At 57.3% G+C, this 19,489-nt stretch carries 15 protein-coding genes, 1 tRNA gene and 1 pseudogene; 14 read left to right on the top strand and 3 right to left on the bottom strand.

The features are described 5' to 3' along the window. Positions 1-184: 184 nt before the first annotated feature. The 14 genes from AB3175_RS11540 (at position 185) to AB3175_RS11605 (ending at position 13,067) form a co-directional block, all read left to right on the top strand. Entirely contained in the window at positions 185-856 is a 672-nt protein-coding gene (locus tag AB3175_RS11540; protein ID WP_367361088.1) for a hypothetical protein, read from the top strand. A gap of 427 nt (positions 857-1,283) precedes the next feature. Then, complete coding sequence (locus AB3175_RS11545) at positions 1,284-2,183, top strand: hypothetical protein (RefSeq protein ID WP_367361089.1); 900 nt, start codon at positions 1,284-1,286, stop codon at positions 2,181-2,183. 61 nt (positions 2,184-2,244) lie between these two features. Beyond that, positions 2,245-4,053, top strand: coding sequence for a secretin N-terminal domain-containing protein (locus AB3175_RS11550; protein ID WP_367361090.1), 1,809 nt, complete (start codon positions 2,245-2,247; stop codon positions 4,051-4,053). Continuing rightward, positions 4,043-5,695, top strand: coding sequence for a type II secretion system ATPase GspE (gene gspE, locus AB3175_RS11555; protein ID WP_367361091.1), 1,653 nt, complete (start codon positions 4,043-4,045; stop codon positions 5,693-5,695). Before AB3175_RS11550 ends, gspE begins: the two co-directional genes overlap by 11 nt. A 58-nt stretch (positions 5,696-5,753) precedes the next feature. Beyond that, on the top strand, positions 5,754-6,977 hold the full coding sequence (gspF, locus tag AB3175_RS11560) for a type II secretion system inner membrane protein GspF (protein ID WP_367361092.1): 1,224 nt from the start codon (positions 5,754-5,756) through the stop codon (positions 6,975-6,977). A gap of 20 nt (positions 6,978-6,997) precedes the next feature. Further along, positions 6,998-7,441, top strand: coding sequence for a type II secretion system major pseudopilin GspG (gspG, locus tag AB3175_RS11565; protein WP_367361093.1), 444 nt, complete (start codon positions 6,998-7,000; stop codon positions 7,439-7,441). Beyond that, a complete protein-coding gene (locus AB3175_RS11570; protein ID WP_367361094.1) occupies positions 7,434-7,952 on the top strand; it encodes a Tfp pilus assembly protein FimT/FimU in 519 nt (172 codons plus the stop codon). The genes gspG and AB3175_RS11570 overlap by 8 nt, the downstream gene beginning before the upstream one ends. After that, positions 7,933-8,322, top strand: a complete 390-nt coding sequence (locus AB3175_RS11575) for a prepilin-type N-terminal cleavage/methylation domain-containing protein (RefSeq protein WP_367361095.1) — start codon at positions 7,933-7,935, stop codon at positions 8,320-8,322. Before AB3175_RS11570 ends, AB3175_RS11575 begins: the two co-directional genes overlap by 20 nt. Next, positions 8,319-8,990, top strand: coding sequence for a type II secretion system protein J (locus AB3175_RS11580; RefSeq protein WP_367361096.1), 672 nt, complete (start codon positions 8,319-8,321; stop codon positions 8,988-8,990). Before AB3175_RS11575 ends, AB3175_RS11580 begins: the two co-directional genes overlap by 4 nt. Positions 8,991-8,992: 2 nt before the next feature. Continuing rightward, the gene (locus AB3175_RS11585; protein WP_367361097.1) at positions 8,993-9,961 is read left to right on the top strand and encodes a general secretion pathway protein GspK; all 969 of its coding nucleotides are present in this window, start codon (positions 8,993-8,995) and stop codon (positions 9,959-9,961) included. Then, positions 9,961-11,424, top strand: coding sequence for a hypothetical protein (locus AB3175_RS11590; protein WP_367361098.1), 1,464 nt, complete (start codon positions 9,961-9,963; stop codon positions 11,422-11,424). The genes AB3175_RS11585 and AB3175_RS11590 overlap by 1 nt, the downstream gene beginning before the upstream one ends. Next, positions 11,414-11,986 carry a type II secretion system protein GspM gene (gene gspM, locus AB3175_RS11595; RefSeq protein ID WP_367361099.1) on the top strand — a complete coding sequence of 191 codons (573 nt, stop codon included), beginning with the start codon at positions 11,414-11,416 and terminating at the stop codon, positions 11,984-11,986. Before AB3175_RS11590 ends, gspM begins: the two co-directional genes overlap by 11 nt. A gap of 27 nt (positions 11,987-12,013) precedes the next feature. Continuing rightward, on the top strand, positions 12,014-12,886 hold the full coding sequence (locus AB3175_RS11600) for a type II secretion system protein N (protein ID WP_367361100.1): 873 nt from the start codon (positions 12,014-12,016) through the stop codon (positions 12,884-12,886). 92 nt (positions 12,887-12,978) lie between these two features. Further along, positions 12,979-13,067: transfer RNA gene (locus AB3175_RS11605), tRNA-Leu, on the top strand. 114 nt (positions 13,068-13,181) lie between these two features. On the opposite strand, the gene AB3175_RS11610 is transcribed toward AB3175_RS11605, so the two are convergent. The 3 genes and pseudogenes from AB3175_RS11610 to AB3175_RS11620 all read right to left on the bottom strand — a co-directional run bounded on the left by AB3175_RS11610 (position 13,182) and on the right by AB3175_RS11620 (position 19,104). Then, on the bottom strand, positions 13,182-15,878 hold the full coding sequence (locus tag AB3175_RS11610) for a Zn-binding domain-containing protein (protein WP_367361111.1): 2,697 nt from the start codon (positions 15,876-15,878) through the stop codon (positions 13,182-13,184). A gap of 18 nt (positions 15,879-15,896) precedes the next feature. Next, positions 15,897-16,028, bottom strand: a pseudogene (locus AB3175_RS11615) (helicase-related protein); the annotation flags it as partial. A gap of 253 nt (positions 16,029-16,281) precedes the next feature. Then, a complete protein-coding gene (locus tag AB3175_RS11620) occupies positions 16,282-19,104 on the bottom strand; it encodes a DEAD/DEAH box helicase (RefSeq protein WP_367361101.1) in 2,823 nt (940 codons plus the stop codon). Between the last annotated feature and the right edge of the window lie 385 nt (positions 19,105-19,489).

A 19,489-nucleotide genomic window follows, 5' to 3' on the forward strand; every position in this document is an offset into this window, starting at 1 on the left:
CCGTTTTATCGGACATTCATACTCCATCCCTGGATTCCGCCAACCTTATGTAAACCATTTTCCTCCTTGTTCAGACAACTGGAATCGCTTCTTGACAAGGTCGTAAAGTTGAAATAAGAGTTTTCTATCTTTGCGATCTGAAGGATAAGATCCGCATTTGAAAAGAGTTACATGGAGATACGTAATGAAAGAAATAACTAAGATGTACAGGACAAGGCCGTCTTTCTTCACCACGGTCAGTTCCTGCTTTATATTCGCTTCAGCTTTTCTTTGTTTTTTCCTTCTCCTGCCCGCCGCCGGCCACACAGCGATCACCACAACAACCATCACCTTGATGTGGGACCCGCCAAACGAGAGCAACGAAATCACAGGTTATAAGATTTACAGTGGAACGTCCCCTGGAAAATACGGAACGACCCCCATTAAGATTATCAGCAGCGGCACCGCATACAGCTGCGCCGTTACAGTTTCCCGTGATAACAGCATGCACTACTACGCCGCAACGGCTTATAATGAGGCGGGTTTGGAAAGCGATTTCTCCAACGAGGTCAGCTACCAAGCTCCACCTGCACTCTACAAGGTCACTACTGTGCTGAGAGGCTGCGGAACGGGTTCAATGATTAGAGATGTAGATGCTTCCGTCTTCAATAAATACAGTACCATTACGCCCTCTTATCCTTCCGGTAAGTATTTCACGGCAGGATCCGGTATCAGCTTCCAAATGAACCCCGCCTCCTATTGCATAGTTACCGGGGTTAAAGTCAATGGGAATTTGACGTTGCAGAGCTCAAATACGTTCCTTCTTCCCGGTGTTAGGGGAGATTCCTATGTCGAGTTTCTATTTTCTTTCCAATAAATTCCCTCCTGTACTTGGAACGATCCCCAGAGCCATAACGATGTCTTCCGGGACCGTTCAAGCATTTCGTTATTGATCCCGTCTCACCCTTGGAAGATTGTCGGCCGGATCCCCTCACCTCAAAATCCTAACCAGAGATTTATCACATACCGATCCTTTTCCGGCGGACCGGGTCATGATCCCGGCGGTATTTATTTTGCAGGATGACCCTTAATCAAGTCCAGCGCCTTCTGCCGACTTTTTGGGGAAGTTGTCAAAAGGCAAAAAACTTATCAAGGAGTCCTGTCATGAAAAGGAAGAAGATTTATAAACCTTCGGGCAAGCAGAACGTTTTTCACGAATCCCGTTTCTCGGTCTTTTCGCGGTCTTGTTTCTTTGTCTGTTCCTGGCCGGCCCCGTTCCAGGCCATGCGGCGGCCAATATCACGTTGACATGGGATAAAAATACTGAAACAGACCTGGCTGGATATGTCGTATACACCGGTACTGCTTCCGGCAGCTATACCGAAACCCTGGATGTCGGCAACATGAACAGCGTCGACATCTCCGGCCTTCAGGAGGGAGCAACCTATTATTATGCGGCCAAGGCCTACAACACCTCGGGCCTGTACAGCGAGTATTCCAATGAAGTAAGCTACAATGTTCCGGTCACGACGTATACTCTGACGGCGTCCGGCGGCCCCAACGGCACCATCTCCCCGTCCGGAGCGATTTCCATTTCTTCCGGCGCCAGCCAGACCTTCACCGTGACACCGGCCAGCGGCTACACGATTTCCGGCGTATCGGTCGACGGCGTCAGTGTGGGCGCACCGGCCTCCTACACCTTCAGCAATGTCACAGCGAATCACACCATCTCGGCCACCTTCGAAGCCGTTGCCCAGTACACCATTACCGCATCTCCCGGATCCGGCGGCACCATCTCCCCTTCGGGAACCATTACCCTTTCTTCCGGAGGCTCCCAGGCCTACTCCATCATCCCCTATGACGGCTACGCCATCTCCAGTGTATCGGTCGACGGCGTCAATGTCGGCACACCGGGTTCCTACAGCTTCAGCAATGTCACAGCGAACCACACCATCTCGGCCACCTTTGAGCCCGTTGCAACGTACACCATTACCGCATCTACCGGATCCGGCGGCACCATCTCCCCCTCGGGAACCGTCAGCCTCTCTTCAGGCGCCTCCCAGTCCTACTCCATAACCCCCAAGACCGGTTACAAAATAACCAAGGTGACCGTTGACGGGGTGGATAAGGGGGCACTGACCTCCTATACCTTCAGCAACGTTACCGCAGATCACTCCATCAAGGCCCTGTTCAGAAAGAGGTAATGCCGGCCATGGATATGATCGGCTTTAAACCCAAGACCGTGCAGAGCCAGGAAGAAAACCGATGAGCGGCAACGGGATACAGGAAAAGAGACCCATCAGAAATATGGCCCGGCACCTGGCCATGTTTCTGATGCTCTCTTTGGCCGCTCCAGCAGCCGGAGAGCCCCCACCTTCTTCGGCTCCTGCGGCTGCCGCCTCATCGGGAAATCCCCGGCAGGAAGAAGCGGCACCTGTAAGACCAGCCGCGGCCTATCCGGGTTCGATGAACGTGACCATCGACTTCGACAACGTCGACATTCAAACGTTCATCAAAGCCATCGGTGAAATGACCGGGAAAAACTTCGTCATCGACAAACAGGTTCAGGGCAGCGTGACGGTATTTTCGCCAAAGCAGATCACAGCCGAGGAGGCATACCGCGTCTTCCAGTCCGTCCTGGAAATGCACGGCTTCACGACGGTTCCCGCGGGCAACATCACCAAGATCCTCCCCTTGAAGGATGCCCGGGAAAAGAGCATTGCCACCCTGACCCAGGAGGAAAGCGCCGGACCTGAGGACCGACTGGTCACCCGGATCGTCAAGCTGAAATACGGCAATCCCGAAGAGGTCAAAAAAGTTCTCGACCCCCTGGTTTCGCGCCAGAGCATTGTGCAGTCCTATCCGCCTTCAGGAATGCTGATTATTACGGATGTCCAGACCAACATTGCCCGGCTCGTGAAGATCATCGACGCCCTCGATGGCGAACTCAACAAAAGCACCGCCACGGTCAATGTCTATCCTCTTCAGAATGCCAATGCGGAAGAGCTGGCCAAGGCGCTTCTCAACCTGTATCCCAAAAGCGCTTCGCCTGGAAGCGACAAGGGCCGGTTCGCCCTTTCCAGGAATGTCCAGGTTCTTCCGGACAAGACGACCAATTCCCTGGTCATCACCGCCTCCGCAGAAGATTATGCGATGCTCCAGGGGCTCATCAGGCAGTTGGATGCGCCCCGCCCGATGGTCTACATCGAGGCCCTGATCCTGGAGGTCGATGTCAAAAGGGACTTGAACCTTGGCACGGAGTGGCGCGCCATGAAGGATGTGAACAGCAGCACCGGTGAGGGGTTGTGGCAGATCGGTTCGGGCGGGCTCGGAAAGTCCGGCAGCTATGCCATTCTGCCGAATAGTATGACCAAATACGCCTCGGGATTTGCCTTCGGGCTTCTGGGAAAGGGGATAACCATCGGCGGATCGCAGTTCGCCGATATCGGCGCCATGATCCAGGCCATCAAAAACGACAGCGACGTTCACATACTCTCCAAGCCGCAGCTTCTGACCATGGACAGCGAAGAGGCCCAGATTCAGGTCGGCAAGAACGTCCCCTACATGACGCGGCAGGAGACGTCCACAACAGACCGGGATTACAGCACCTATGAATACCGGGACGTAGGCGTCAGCCTGAAGATAACACCCCATGTCAGCAGCGACGGCTACGTCCGCATGAAGATCGCCCAGGAGGTGAGCCAGCTTACCTCGGAATCTTCCAGCGGGTTGCCCACCACCTTGAAACGCACCATCAACACAACGGTGACGGTCAAGGACGCCGAAACCATGGTGATCGGCGGAATGATCGGCGACAGCACGCAGCTCGGCACCTACAAGGTCCCGCTTCTAGGCGACATCCCCCTCCTGGGCTGGCTCTTCAAATCCCGGTCAACCAACCGTGAAAAGACCAACCTCTACGTCTTCATCACTCCCCGGGTGATCCGCGACTCGGGAGACTCAAATGGCATTTACCAGGAAAAGAACGACCACATCGAAAAGCTGAAGGACGAGTTTTTCCCTGCAGAACGGAAGAAAGCGACCCCCGATAGCGGTGATACCCATGGACATTGAAATAACCCCCTCTGACGTTATGGATATTCCCTCCAGCCCGGAGGAGGAAAGGCTCCTGGCCCAGGCCGAGGCGCTGAATCTTCCCGTCTGGAATGAGACGCCCGACGGGATCGCCGCTGTAGAATTCGCGCAGCCCGTGCCCCTGCAGTTTCTCAGGCGCCACAGGATCGTTCCCCTGGTCGTGAAGGGGAAAACGTACATCGCCGCCAACGACCTGACGCTCTTCGAATCCGTCGATGACCTGAAGCGCCTGCTGAAGGGATCGGAGACCTCACTGGTTCTGGCACCGGAAAGCGCCATCCTGTCCGCCATCGACTCGCTCTACAACCTCAGCTCCGATCCGGTAAAGGCCTTCGTACAGACCTTCTCAGACGAATCCTATGACCGGATTCTTTCGGAAATCGAAGACACAGGGGATCTTCTCGACGACGCCCATGAAGCCCCCATGATCCAGCTGGTCAACCTCATCCTCTCCCGGGCGATCCGGGACCGGGCCAGCGACATCCATATCGAACCCTACCAGAATTCCCTGAAGATCCGGTACCGCATCGACGGAATGCTCAGCAGCGCCATGGATCTGCCCCGCAAAATTCACGCGGCCCTTGTTTCACGGATCAAGATCATGGCCCGGCTGAACATTGCCGAAAAGCGCCTTCCCCAGGACGGAAGAATCGACGCCCGCGTTGGGGACCGGAACGTGGATGTCCGGGTATCCGTACTGCCCACGGCCTTCGGTGAACGCCTGGTGCTCCGGCTCCTGGACAAAACCCGTTCCGTGCTGAGATTTACGGACCTGGGATTCAACTACCAGACCATCGGCGCCTTCAACCGCCTGATCCAGACCCCCTACGGCATCATCCTGGTCACCGGCCCCACGGGGAGCGGCAAAACGACAACCCTTTACGCCATGCTCTCCCACCTGAACAACCCGGGGATCAACATCATCACCATCGAAGACCCCATCGAATACCAGATCGACGGAATCGCCCAGATCCAGGTCAACCCGAAAATTGATCTCACCTTTGCCAATGGCCTGCGCTCCATCGTCCGGCAGGATCCCGATGTCATTCTCGTGGGGGAAATCCGGGATAAGGAAACGGCGGAAATCGCCATCCAGTCCTCCCTGACCGGCCCTCTCGTCCTCTCCACGCTCCACACCAACGATGCGGCCAGCGCCGTCACCCGCCTGATCGACATGGACATTGAGCCTTTCCTCATTACCTCTTCGGTCTTTGCCGTTGCGGCTCAGCGCCTGGTGCGCGTTCTGTGCCCCTCCTGTCGGCAGCCCTACCTGCCCGACAGGCAGTCGCTGACCAATATCGGGCTGCCCGAGGACATCGCCGAAAGGCAGCCGATCTATAAGAAGGGAGGCTGCCCCTTGTGCATGAACACAGGCTATCACGGCAGGACGGCCATCACGGAGATCATGTTCATGGATGAAACGGTGAAACAGACGATCCTTCAAACATCGGACGCCAATGCGATCCACCGGGAGGCCCTCGAATGCGGCATGATCACCCTGCTGCAGGATGGGGCCCGAAAGGTCCAGGAAGGCGTTACGACCATCGAAGAGGTTCTGCGGGTTACACGCGTTTTAAAAACCCGCTCGCGAAAGCGGGCGGCACCCATGGCCGACAGTTGACGGCCCCCCGGTTTTCCAGGAACCAGGATTTCTACTGCAAGAAACCGTTGGAACAAACATGCCTGTTTATGAATACATCGCCAGGGACAAGGACGGCACACGGATCGAAGGAACCCTTGAAGCGGCAAGCACCGAAGCGGCGCGGCAGAGGCTTCGGGACTCCCGCATCTTTCCCGTGGACTGCAGAGAGGCCGCCGGCGGACCCCGGGAGGCCCCGCACCGGAAAACACCGTCCTTCGGGCGGCCGGTCTCCGCAGGCGAACTTTCGGTAACCACCCGCCACCTGGCCACGCTTCTTGCCGCAGGCATGCCCCTTGTTCAGGCCTTGAATGTGCTGGAAGCGCAGACGGAAAACCAGTCTTTACAGGGTGTTCTTTCGCAGATTCGCAGGAATGTCGTCGAGGGAGGAAGCCTTTCCGGAAGCCTGTCCCAGTTTCCCCGGATCTTTTCCCCCTTTTACGTCAGCATGGTCCGGGCGGGAGAGGCTTCCGGCACGGTTCCCGTTGTTCTGGAGCAGCTCGCCGACCACGGCGAAAAGCAGCAGGAATTTTCCCGGAAAATCCGTGCGGCCCTCGCCTATCCCGTGTTGATGTTTCTGTTCGGCACGCTGATTCTTTTTTTCCTCATCACCTCCGTCATCCCGGGCATCACGGATGTCTTTGACGACATGCACCAGTCCCTTCCGGCGGTCACGAGCCTTCTGATCTCCTTCAGTTCGCTCCTCCGCCGCACCTGGTGGCTGATCCTCATTGGAGCGGCGGCGGCCGTCATGGCCTGCCGCTTTGCCGTCACCCGGACGGAAGGGGGGAGGCGGTTATGGAACCAGGCCCTTCTCCAGGCCCCTTTTTTCGGCAGGATGAACCGGAAGATGGCGGTGGCCCGTTTCGCGTCCACCCTGGGCACCCTGGTCCAGCATGGCGTGCCGCTGCTGACGGCGCTGGAAATCTCCCGGCACATCACACGGAATCTCCTCATCGCCGAAGCCATTGAACTTGCGGGACGGGACATCAAGGAGGGCCAGGGCGTCGCCCCCGCCCTGTCCAGAAGCGGCCTCTTTCCCCGGATGGCCACGGAAATGATCGCCATCGGCGAACAGAGCGGCAAACTCGAAGAGATGCTTTACAGGATCTCCGACAGCTATGAGAAGGAAACCGCCTCTGCCATCGCCTTTTTCATGTCCCTGCTGGAGCCTGTCATGATCCTGATCATGGGCCTCCTGGTCGGGTTCGTTGTGATTTCCGTTCTGCTGCCCATTTTTGAGATGAATCAACTTGTGAAATAAATTCAAGGAGTAAAAAAACCATGTGGAACAAACGAAAGAACTGCTCGGGGTTTACCCTTATCGAACTCATGGTGGTCCTGGTGATCCTCGGAATTCTTGCGGGGCTGATCGCCCCGAGGATGATGGGGCGGACCGAAGAGGCCAAGCAGGTCAAAACCAGGCTGCAGATGGACAGCCTGGAGGCGGCGCTGAAGCTTTACAAGCTCGACAACGGCGTTTACCCCTCTACAGAGCAGGGCCTCCAGGCCCTTGCCGAGCCCCCGACGACAGGGACACTGCCCAAGGCATGGCGGGAGGGGGGCTACCTTGAAAAGAAAAAGGTTCCCCTGGACGGCTGGGGAAACGCCTTCGTCTATATCCAGCCTGGAACGAACGGAGAATACGACCTCAGCTCCAACGGCGCCGACGGTGAACCGGGGGGAGAGGGAAAAAACAGGGATGTGAACAGTTGGGACAGTGAATAGCCGGGCCTTTACCCTCATCGAGCTTATTGTCGTCCTGGCGCTCGTCAGCATGATGCTGGTCATTGCCCTTCCTGCCGTGCGGGACACCCTGTCGGCCTACCCGGTGAGGACTGAAGCAAAAAAGCTGGCAGAGTGCATCGAGGAAACCAGGAGCCGGGCATCCCGGGAACAGGCGGATTTTCTGCTTTCCGTGGATATTGAAAAGGGCCGTCTCCGGACTTGCCGCGCTTCCGAATCCGCGGAGCCGCCGGATGGCTCCGGCAACGCCGCCTGGACCCTCCCCGGTGGCGTCCGGATCGCCGGCATCCAATGCGGAGGCGGGGATATCCAGAAAGCAGGCGAAGCCCGGATTCTGTTCTCAGGGCGCAACTATGCCCGGCCCGCCGTCATCTATCTCCTTCGGGACGACCGTTCCGTGAGCCTCACGATCCGCCCGTTCATGAGCAAGGTTGAAATCAGAAGTGAACAGATCGAAGCGCCGGAGGAGGGCCATGACGCCGATAAAGCGTAGTGGAAGAAGCCAGAGGGGATTCACCCTCATCGAAACGATGATCGCCCTGACGATCCTGGCCCTTGTCGTTTCGGCCGTCGCCCAGGCCCTGGCGCAAAGCCTGGCCATGGCGCACCGGATCAAGACGGAGACGACACTTGCCCTGCTGGCGCAAAGCAAAATGGCGGAAGTGGAATCGTCCAGGGAGCTTCCCGTTTCGGACCGCGGCCGCTTTCCCGGCGACTTCTCCCAGTATGCCTGGCAGGTCACCGTCAGAGAAGGCGGCTTCCCCCAGCTGCAGAAGGTGGAGGTGACGGTGACGGACAGCCTTTCAGACACGACGGAAGGCTACCGCCTTTTCAGCTTTCAGTACCGGGATGAAACGCCGTGAGACTTCCGCCTGAAAACATGGTTACGGCAGCTTCCCGCGAGGCGGGATTCACCCTGATCGAGATCCTGCTGGCTCTTTTTATCCTTTCCATTGTGTTCGCCAGCCTCTTCGCCTCCTACACGGGGACCCTGAACATGACGCGGGACTGGGAAGATACGGGGCGGGCCTACAGCATGGCCCGGAGCGCCATGGACCGGATGATCAAGGACCTTGAATCCGCTTATCCGGACCAAACTTCGTGCCCCTTTGCCATGGAGACCGAGGCCCTGAACGAAAAGACGTTCCCCCGTTTGAGCTTCACGGCCTGCAGCCGGACCAATCCGGAGGGGGAAGAAACGCCCCCCGCAGGAATCAGCCGGATCACCTACGCCGTCAGGCAGAACCCGGAAACGGCAGAATACGAACTCTCGCGGAGCGAATCCTCCGACATCGGGGCCGAGTCCACGGGGTCGGATTGCGTCATCTGCCGGGGCCTCTTCGAGCTCACCTTCCGGTTCTATGACCGCGACGGCCAGGAGATATCCGAACCCTTCTGCTCCGAGGATTCCAGGAGAAGGCCGGCAAGCGTCGTCCTGGAGCTCACGCTGGCCAATCCGCAGGAAGGCGGGAAGCCCTTTCACTTCATGACCCGGGTCTATCCGGCCAATCTTGCCTCCCTGGAGTCCTGAAGATGGCTGCGACCCTTAAAAAACACGGTGAACGGGGCATTGCCCTGATCGTTGTCCTCTGCATGACGTCCGTCATGGTGGGAGCTTCCGTCCAGATGATCTCTCAAACGCGGAGGGAAACGGCGGAAACGGCCGATCTCGGCGACGGCCTGCGGGCCCTTTACCTTGCCCGCTCAGGAATCGCATTCAGCCAGGCCCTCCTCAACGCCGAGGATCATGACTACGACAGCCTGACTTCTTCCTGGGCGGATGCCGAAGCCGTCTCGGCCCGCTTCAACGAGCTGTTCGCGGAGGGGGAGGTCTCCATTGTCATCGAGGATGAAACGGGAAAAATCCCGCTCAACGCTCTCATCAACCCTGACGGCAGCGTCAACAAGGGGCTTCGGGACATGCTCTTGCGTCTTTTGGCCCAGCCGGAATGGAATTTGAAGGAGGAGCAGAGGGAAGAAATTGTTAGCCGGCTGCAGGCGTGGATGGCCACGGCCGCTCCCGCTTCCCAAGGGTCCGGTTCACAGGAGAAAACATCGGCAACGGGCAGGAAGGGACCTTTTCACTTCCCGGACGAGATTCTGAAAACCGGCGCCTTGACCAGGGATCTCCTCTACGGGAAGGCCGATCAGCCGGGGCTGTGCGCCTGCATCACCCTTTACGGCAAAGGGAAAATCAACATCAACACCGCGCCCAGAACCGTCCTGAAAGCCCTTTTTCCGGGGATATCCGAGGCGGTAGCGGACCAGATGGAACAGTTCCGATCGTCGGACAATGAAAAGCTCAGCGACCCGGCCTGGTACAGGGAGATCATCGGGACATCCGGCCTGAACCCGCCGTCGGACCTGATTTCGGTGAAAAGTGACGCCCTCCGGGTTTCCTCCACGGGGCGGCTGCAGGGCTGCAGAAGAGCGGTAACGGGAGTCCTGGAAAGGGACGGAAAAACGGAGAAGTTCAAACTCCGGTTTGTCGGGATGGATTGATGAACAAAAAAATTCTGGGCATTGATATCGGTTCGGCCTTTCTGAAGGCGGTGGCTTTGAAGTGCGATGTTCTTTCGGGCAGGGTGAGCGTGACGGCATCGGCCCTGATCGACCTGGAAGCCGCCGGAGGCCTGGAATCGTCCCTGTCGAGCCTGTTTTCGGACAAGGGCTTCAAAACCGGTGACATCATCTTTTCGCTCCCGGCCGGGTCCTGCTCCTTCCGCCATCTCAGCCTTCCCTTTTCCGAGGAGAAGACGATCGATGAGATCATCACCTACGAGCTGGAGCCCCATCTTCCGGATCCCATCGACACGGTGATCGTCGATTCCCTGCCGATCTCGTCCGCCGGTGGATCGACGGAGGTTCTTGCAGCCGCCGCAAAAAGGCGGGATGTTCATGAGCTGTCGCAAGCCGCAGCCGGCCGCCGCATAACCGCCATCGATACCGACGCCGTCCCGGTCGCCCTGAATCTCCTGGAGTCCGACGCCCCATGCGGAACCTGGATCCTGCTGGACATTGGGGCGCGATCCGCCGCCGCCGTATTCGTGCAGGAAAAAACCATCGTGCACGTGAGATCCTTTGCCTGGGGGGCGGATCATCTGTTGGAGGCGGACGGGGCGTCCCCAGGAACAAAACGGAACCTGCTTCAGCACTTCCAGGAAATCGCCGACACGCTTCACCTCCTCGGGGCCAAGGGCCTTCTGGGAACCCTGCCGTCTCATCTCTATCTGACCGGGGGCGGCGCGCTCAGTGATTCCCTGCGCAAAGACCTGGAGGCCTTCTTCAAGCTGCCGGTTCTCGTTGTCGACCTGCTCCAGAGAAGAGGGATCGCCATCCTGGCAAAACATCCCGTGGCCTGGGACGGGCCTCTCATGAATCAGGCCCTGGCCCTGGCCCTTCGCGGCATGACGGTATCGAGGGGCCTCAACTTCAGGAAGGAGGAACCCTCCTCAAAAAGGGAGCCGCAGGGGCTCAGGGGGCATCTTCCTTGGACAGCGATCATGCTCGCTCTTTTTTTCCTTTGTATCGGGGCCGACCTGGCCGTCCATTATTATGCGGACAGCCGGAAACTCGGCATCCTCAAGGCGGAAATCGCAAGGACCTTCAAAGGCAGCTGCCCCGAGGTCACCCGGATGGTCGATCCGGTCCGCCAGCTGGAGCAGAAGATCAAGGAGGCAAAGAATCTCCCCGGGGAGATGGAAAAGGGTCCCCTCTTCCTTGAACAGTGGAAAAAGGCGATGGACACGCAGCCGGAAGATTCCGGGATTCTTGTCACGGGGATCACCTGCAATGCGATCTCCCTGGAAATCAACGGGGAGGCGCCGGACTATGAAGCCATCAACAGCTGGAAAAGCGCATTGGAAAAGGCCGGGTCCTTTGCGGATGTCCAGATGCATTTTGGAGGCGGCAAAGACATGGAAGGCAGAAAAACCTTCAGGCTGAGGATGACCCATGCCCTTTAAAAGCCTCATCTCCTACTGGTCCGGCCTGCGCAAACGGGAACGATATGTTGCCGGTGCAGGGCTTGCGTGGGTTCTTCTTATCCTGTTCTGCCTTCTTGTTCTGATGCCCTTTCTCGAAGCGCGGGACAAGCTGAGCCACTCCATCAAACGCCAGGAAAAGGTCCTCCAGGAGCTGATTTCCCTGGACGAACAGTATCGCCGCCTCAAGGGATCGAAAGCCCCCTCCCACGGAACAGGCCGGGGCGATTCGGATTTCGCTCTGTCTTCCAGGCTGGACGGCATCCTCAAGGAAGCGGATCTCAAATCCCAGGTTCAGGATTTCCAGACGACCAGATCGTCTGTGAAGAACCATCATGTGGTCCGGACGGAGATCAGGATCAACAGGGTCAAAATGGATCAGTTGATGAAATTTCTCTATCTCGTGGAATTGCCGGAGCATGGGATGAGGATCGATCAAATATCCATAACCAGAACGCCGGCTGAAACGGAATATTTGAACGCGGCGGTAACCCTGAAAACCTACGGGAAGAAGCCATCGGGGCCGGAAAGGCCAGCCGCCTGATTTTTCCTGGAATTGACGAGGCGTCCCATGCTCAAATCTTTTAACCTGCCCCAGTTCATAAAGGATCATCCCGGCCGCTTTTACCGGATCCTCACGCTGGTTCCCGTCGCCGGGGCATTGATCTGGACGGGATGGGACCTGCTTCACGTGCTGAATTCAGCACCCGGCAAGATCGCGTTAACGCGCCCTCCCCTGGCCTCCCTGTCCGCGAACGATTCCCGGGGATCCGCCCCAGCGCCTCCCTTTTCCGCCTACTCGTCCATCATGGACAGAAATCCCTTCGGCCTGGCTCCCACCGTCAAAGCGGCGCCGAAGGTGGAGCAGCCGCAACCGCCGCCGCCCCCTCCTCCGCCGGAACTTCTTGGAACCATCTCGTTCGGCGATTTAAAGGGATTCGCCATTCTTAAAGAGGCAGGGCAGACTAAGGCGCGGGTCTATAAAATCGGGGATTCGGTGGGCGGGGGAAGAACCCTTGTCCAGGTTACGAGAAACACCGCCGTTTTCAAAAGGGGCGACAGCATGGAAAGCCTCTATGCGCGCAATCGCCCCATGCAGTCGATTGAGCTTCAGGGACGGGGTGGGGACAACTCTCAGAAGCCGCTTGCAGAGCGTGTCGAATTTACGAAGAGCATCGGCAAAATGGTCGACACCAGCCAGATCCGCCCCCACTTCACAAGCGGGAAAATGGACGGCTTCACCCTCGGCCGCATCACCCCCGACAACCCCCTTAAGGCCATGGGCTTCGAAAGCGGGGACATTCTGCAGGGCGTCAACGATCAAATGATCAAGGAACCCAACGATGTTTTTTTGCTCAAGTCCCTGAACGAGGGTTCGTCCTCCGCCAAGACGACCTATCAGATTAAGAGACGAGGACAGCCCATGGTTCTGGCGGTTCCATAAAAAAACGCCCATGCGGCTTCACGAGAGGGGTTCGAAAATTCAATTATTCCTTGACAGTTGTTGCAAAAAATAATAACCGAAAAACTATTGGAGCCTGGGTGGCGGAACTGGTAGACGCAACGGAACTTAAAATCCCTCGATCCTTGCGGTCGTGAGGGTTCGATTCCCTCCCCAGGCACCATTAGATGATCCAAGGAAGTTCATACGTTCACATCATCGCAATGTTCATTTTTGTGAACATAAACAAGATCAATGATTTTTTGTGGCCGGCTAACCGGTGATTAAGTGTCACAAATTAACCTAAGACCTCCAGCATTTCAGCAACCACTTCTACACTGCCTTCATCTTCGGAAGTCATTAAAATCGGTTTGAAATCTTTATTAGCAGGTTTAAGTATTATCCTCACATGCCGCCATGTGCCGTCTTCGCTAACTGTTTTCTCACTTTCATAGCGCTTCACGGTGAATCGTTGACCTGTTTCCGGATCCGCGGCGTCCCGGAGAAGAACAAGCACCGTTCTGCCTTGGCGTGTTCCTTCAACCGGTGATCCGAAGAGGCAGTAGGCGCCATCGGGAATCATCGGTTCCATAGACTTGCCTATCACCTGAGCCACAAACATCCCCTTTCTCAAGCGCCGACCAGTGTCAATTTCCACCCAATCCTGTTCCCAATCCAAGTCTGACACGTTCTGTGGTTCACTGAAATAGCCGGCGGCAGCTTTGAGGGGCATAAGGGGGACACAATGAACGAAGCGATCCTCTGGCATTGGATGTACAAGTCGAAGGCCGAAACGCCCCTTTTCTTTTTCCGCTTCACTTCCTTGTCGAAACCAGGATTGATCCTTCCGCAAGGCATCCCGGAGGTCGCCGGCATTGAGATAACCGGCCAACCTTCGGAAATGGCGTGTCATTGCCCCTTCATCATTCAGGTCGCTGACGGCGATTTCAATGACCTCATAGCCGTTGTTCCGCAGCCAGGACCGGATGCGTTGATCCTGTTCAGCTGTTGCGCTGTTGCCGTGGAGATGGGCGCTCAATCCATCGAGATAAATGCACACGCCCTCATCCTCATCATGGTGTGGTCCTCGGTAAATAACATCAGGTGTCGTCGTTCCGATGGCCCGGTCAAGACGGATCTGCCGGCCTCTTATTCCTTCTTCAAACCCGGCGGCTAACAACAGATGTCGCAGTCGTCGCTCCGCTTCGTTGACTGGTTGGCTTCCCTCAGCGGGGGCTTTAGAAGGTTGTCTGGCAGGGATCTCGTGGTCCTCCGTCAATCCTGTTCCCCATGCTGCAAGACGTTCCTGTGCAGCCTTCCGGTCGAGATACTTGTGATAGTATCCGTTGCGGAAGGTCTGGAGACAATCGATACAGGATTTTTCGCAGGCAGCCGGACAGTGCTCCACAACCTCTTGCGCTACTGCGGCAATTTCCTCGAATCTTTGACAAATCTGATCCAGAAGTCCTGAACCGCCGGGCATGGGGTCCCACAGCAGAGCATCTACTTCTTCGCGATCTACATGTCCGATAACGAGGATCTGCAGATCATCCAGGTGCATATCCAGGACCCGGGCGGCCGCAAAGCGCAGCGTTTCAAGGACGCTATACGCCATTGTTTTATCGGAACAAGCCGGCACTGACAGGACATCTGCCACCACATCGGCATAAAACCCGATGGGGACAAGGGGTCTTCCGCAGCGCTCTTGATGGGTCTGTTCAAAGTGTTCGCGCTGCCGATCCGAGGAGAGAGGTGAGATGCTCTGCCCGCAGACCCTGCAAACAGGATAGCCGAACCTCTCGAACCGGTCGATTGCCGATGCGGCGCCGACGTTGACCATACGCAGTCTGACTCCGCGGCGATGGTGCAAAGCCTGACCACCCCATCTGTAGGCAATCCCGCCATTGTGCTGATCGAGTTCCAGGCCGTAGACCGCCACACTCATCTGGAATCTAAACTCTTCCTCATCGGAAATGTGGGATTGGTGTACAAGATCTACGTCGCAAACTGCAATGGTTTGCAGAACAACCGCTCCAAGGGCGGCTGGAGGAATGCCTATATTGGTCAATTTGACAGCCTGTCGTTCGTACGATACTTCGAAGACAGGCGTTTCCTGCCGTTGTTCATCGATGTCGCGATGATACCGGCGAGACACAAAGCGATTTCCATTGGCATAGATCAGGTTGCCGGGCACATACTCCCTCAAGGCGACTCCGGGCGGTCGAGGCAGCGCAAACGCCATTGCGCCCGCCTGCCAGAAAGGAATCTCTGCGGTTCCCAGAACGGAGCCTGTTTCCAGTCCATAACCGGGCAGGAAGCCTTCAGCAGCCAGAACCCCATACGTGTTGACATCGTCATATCCTTCCGCTTCGCGGCGGGTACGGCGGGCTGTGCCTTTGAGGCGCTTGACAAGGGTATCGCAGCGCCGGAAAAGGGACTCGTCTTCCTGGTCCAGATCGCCCTGTTTTTCCCTCAGCCCGTTAAGTCGCCTTATCTGTTCCAGAGCCCAACGCAGACGGCGTTCCAGCCGGGAAATCACCTCCTCAAGCGTACCGACCATGCCCTTCACATGGCTGCGTAACGCCTCCGGGCGCGTTACTTCTTGGTCTACTTCCGGCCAACCCTGGCAGAGTGCATGCTCCACGTAGCTGGAGAGATCATTGATGTTACCGTCGATCAAGGATTGCAGAGGAGCAAGGTCTGGTCGTGTCTCCTTCACAAAGCCGTTTTCAAAGAGATAATCCGACACTCTGTCCGGGAGGCAGGTTTTCAGTGTGTTTTCGATGTTGCGACGCTCCGTTGCGGATCGGGAGGCATCGCGGGCGTACTGGTGCAGCCTTGTAATGACCATCGCATGAACATGTTTGGCGACCATCAGCTCATTGCGCAGATTGAATGCCGGAGGGTCGACCAGGCCCGCCAGCAGTTTGAGTGGTTCGGCAAAATACGCTCGGTCGTGCGAGACGGGACGGCAATAAGTCAAATCCACCGCCATCCGGTGACGCCGACCCGCACGGCCGGCCCGCTGCCAATAATTAGCGGGTAAAGGCGGGACGTTTCGCATGAGGATCGCATCGAGCTTGCCAATGTCCACGCCCAGTTCGAGGGTGGGGGTACAGACAAAGGCATTAACCGCTTCGGAATCGCCCTTGAAGAGATTTTCAAGCGCTCCCGTTCTTCATGGGGACCATGGCCGTATGCTCTTCAGGCCGGGCATCGAATATCTCTGATCGAGGAGTTGCAGGTCGTAGTTGTCTGCTTCTTCTGGGATGAATTCCAGATCACCGTCGCAGCGCCAGGCCAGACAGGTCTGCTTCGGAGTACGTCGTGTCGTGCGGCGTCGGCAGCTCCGGCATCGCCACACTCCATGATTCTGATGGAGACGCAGGCGGTCGGCGTCAACCTGGTAGACACCGCTGACTCTTGAGAGGGGCTTTCCCTTCGATCCTTTGAGGCGGACCGGTTTGAGGAGACCTATACCCACGAGAAGGCGGAACAAGCCTTCCAGAAAGGATTCGGTATTCTCCGCGGACACGCCCCACTTTCTGGCCATCTGACTTATTGTGGTATGACCCATATCGCTGAACCATTGGGCTACCAGTTCCTGTCGTTCCTCCGGGCTGCGCTGAAGTTTTGTTCCAACCGGTCCTCCCAACTGGGGAAGGTAGCCCTGCTGGACTTCGAGATCCCATCCATCCAGTATTTGGTGAAAATTTCGCGTTCCGGTCATGCAATACCCGCTTGCGTCGCAGATAATCGAGAAGGCCTGCGACACCGTCGCGGAGATCCTCGGGAGGCATGCCGAGGGCATGGGCATTTTCCTGAATCCAGGGCAACGCGGGGTCAAGGCCTTCATAATCCACCTTCATCCGTCCCCATGGTTCGAGACCAATGGCTTGCCTGGAGGAAAGCGTGACTTCCCGCAGCACCTGAATGCGGAGAAATTTCCGTCGTTCCTGTTCGTGGCGACCGCCTCCGCCTTCTCGACGGACCACTTGCCACACCTCGGGAACAAGGGCACGGGAAAGCGCCTCGTCCCTTTCCAGAATCTCATCGAGGTGCATGGCCAGATCGCCGATGGAAACAGAACCGTTTTTGAGACCCTCGGCCATGAGGGCGCGCAGGCGGAAACGACGGGCATGATCCTTCATCCAGCCTGCCTGGAAGGCGGCATCCTGCCGGTTGTCGCAGAAAACCAGGAGACGTGGCCGTTCCGAATGGTGCACCATGTCCTGAGCCAGAACATGCACGTCGGCCACATTGGTCGCACGGACCGGTCGCGCCGGTTCCCGGTAGTTGCTGCCGATACGCCGCCCGTTGGACCCGCAGGAGAGGCAACTCGTAAGCATGCCTGGATTGTCTCCCTTCTGCCGCACGGCATAAAGAAGCACCGGTTCCCCGACTGCACCGCAATGGCGGCAACGCTTCACTGCATCGGGATGGGCGGCGCCACAACGGCGGCAGAAATAGATGGCAGCGAGACGCTCATGTTCGTCGAGATCTTCGTCATCGCTGCCGCCGACAATCTGGTCAACGAGCACGACTCGGTTTCCACCTTGAGCTTCTTCCAGCGGTTGCCAGAAGGACCCATCGCCGGAAAGTTCGCCGCCGCCCGGCCGTCGGCTTGAAAATTCAAAATCCTTCAAAAAGGTGACAAAGTAATGTTGCCCGCAGGTGGTGCAGGTTGTGACAGAAAAATGGGCGCTTCGCTCTTCACTTCCTCCGGCTTCGATTTCGTCTTCTGCGGCGAGCCAGAGTTTCGGCCCCGTTTCGCCTTCCGGAAAGGACACAACGGCGCCGCTGATGCCTCGAATAAAGACATGTACAACGGGTCTTATCAGTGGCCTACCCTCTTTCCTTGCTGCCGCCCCTAGAGTAAGCCAGGCCAGAACCTCCGCTTCGGTTACGGAACGGCCGATTTTCTTTTCCAACTCAACCGGAAGTTCTTGAAGAGGGCGCGGCGATGCAAGGACTTCGGTAAGTCGAAAGACAATCTCGTTCTTTGCTAGACCGGCATGAAGGGCTTCGGACCAATTCCCAGCCGAGAGATCGGATGAGGCCAGTGAGCGATAGACCGTGCGGACAGCGGCTCCTTCTTCCTGCTCTTCCTCCACAGCCTGCACGCATTCATTGAGCAACAGACCGGTATCTTTTTTCGGCAGAGGGGGCGTTACGCGTTTGTGGGCCCATACCTCAGGCTGGTATGCCTCACTGACGGTGACGACCCTTTCCTTCTCCACGCCAAAGAAACGGGACGCAAAATCACGTGCCGCATCGGGATTCCGCTGATCGGCAATGGTTGCCGATGTAGCGATGCAGACGGATTCCTGGGTTTCCCGCCCACAGAAGGTCCGGAGTCTGCGGATGAGACAGGCCGTTTCAGCCCCTTGGGCGCCCGCAAAGGTATGAGCCTCGTCAAAAACGAGGAAATCGAGCCTTGCATCGGCAAACAACTCGACATCCCGCTGGCGGGTAAGCAGGAGCTCCAGCTGCTTCACGTTGGTCAGCAGGATTCGCGGTTGACGGCCGGGAGTTCGCATTTTTTCCCGGGCGCAGATCTCCTCCGGGGGATGAACGGTTTCACTTCGCTTTTCCCGGTGCACCTCCGCAAGTCTTGCCTCATAATCGGCCAGGGACGACCCGGCGGGCAGGCGGATGCCCGTTACTTCAGCCTCCCGCTCCGGTGTCTTCCCGACATACATGCCGAAGGAAATGTCCGTACCGGCCAGAAGAGACCGCAGACGGCCGAGCTGGTCTTCGGCCAGGGCATTCATGGGATAGACGATGACGGCGCTGATGCCCGCAGGCGCCCCTTCATCGCGCAAGGAAAAACATTTGCTGATAATGGGATAGAGAAAGCATTCGGTTTTGCCGGAGCCGGTTCCCGTCGAGACCAGAGTCGTCCGCCCGGCATGAATGGCCCGGATCGCCTCCTCCTGGTGCCCGTAGACCCGGGAAATCTCCGCGGGGATGCGGTGTCGCATGTGGGGGTGAAAGATACTCTCCCGCACCAGCTCTTCGATCGTTGTCCCCTGCCGGAAGGGGCGGGAGAGGCTGATATAGGGCCCCTTCAAGAGGGGTGAATGCCGGGTTTCATCCAGAGACAGCAGTTGCCGCATCTGTGCATGGAGGCGCTCATCGTAGAAAGGATAGGCGGTAAGCTGATAGCGGAGAAAACTTCGGACAGCCTTTTCGGTAAAGACAATCGGATTTAATGCCATGATCAGCCCTCGTAATCAGCGCTGTGTGTCCGGACCGGCGCCTTTTCCCGGCCTGCTCGGCCGGGCCAGATAATTCCGCACATTTTGAATTTTCCATAGAATAGCTGGATGCCCGGCGATACGGCCGGCTTCCTCCGGATCCTGTGAAAAGAGCAATTTGAGGCCGCAGCTCCCCTGATGAACGGCGGCGATGAACCCTTCCCTCATCGGGATCCAAGGTCAGAAAACTTCGCCAAGTTTCCCCATGCGTGTTCAATAAGTTCCCCCCGGACAGCCGTGACACCAGTCAGAAGGGGGGCAAGCCGTTCTTCAATAGCCTGATCGGTCAGGCCTGCCTCAAGACGTTCTCTGGTATAGGTCATAAGCGGGTGTTCAAGAATGGAGG

The sequence above is a fragment of the Syntrophus sp. (in: bacteria) genome (assembly GCF_040768185.1).
GTDB lineage: Bacteria > Desulfobacterota > Syntrophia > Syntrophales > Syntrophaceae > Syntrophus > Syntrophus buswellii.

Bases quoted from the DNA above. Each gene is read 5' to 3' on its own strand.
- gspG (WP_367361093.1), top strand. From the start codon at position 6,998: ATGTGGAACAAACGAAAGAACTGCTCGGGGTTTACCCTTATCGAACTC.
- AB3175_RS11620 (WP_367361101.1), bottom strand. From the start codon at position 19,104: ATGGCATTAAATCCGATTGTCTTTACCGAAAAGGCTGTCCGAAGTTTT.
- AB3175_RS11550 (WP_367361090.1), top strand. From the start codon at position 2,245: ATGAGCGGCAACGGGATACAGGAAAAGAGACCCATCAGAAATATGGCC.
- AB3175_RS11590 (WP_367361098.1), top strand. From the start codon at position 9,961: ATGAACAAAAAAATTCTGGGCATTGATATCGGTTCGGCCTTTCTGAAG.
- gspF (WP_367361092.1), top strand. From the start codon at position 5,754: ATGCCTGTTTATGAATACATCGCCAGGGACAAGGACGGCACACGGATC.
- gspE (WP_367361091.1), top strand. From the start codon at position 4,043: ATGGACATTGAAATAACCCCCTCTGACGTTATGGATATTCCCTCCAGC.
- gspM (WP_367361099.1), top strand. From the start codon at position 11,414: ATGCCCTTTAAAAGCCTCATCTCCTACTGGTCCGGCCTGCGCAAACGG.
- AB3175_RS11600 (WP_367361100.1), top strand. From the start codon at position 12,014: ATGCTCAAATCTTTTAACCTGCCCCAGTTCATAAAGGATCATCCCGGC.
- AB3175_RS11575 (WP_367361095.1), top strand. From the start codon at position 7,933: ATGACGCCGATAAAGCGTAGTGGAAGAAGCCAGAGGGGATTCACCCTC.
- AB3175_RS11585 (WP_367361097.1), top strand. From the start codon at position 8,993: ATGGCTGCGACCCTTAAAAAACACGGTGAACGGGGCATTGCCCTGATC.
- AB3175_RS11540 (WP_367361088.1), top strand. From the start codon at position 185: ATGAAAGAAATAACTAAGATGTACAGGACAAGGCCGTCTTTCTTCACC.
- AB3175_RS11610 (WP_367361111.1), bottom strand. From the start codon at position 15,878: ATGGCGGTGGATTTGACTTATTGCCGTCCCGTCTCGCACGACCGAGCG.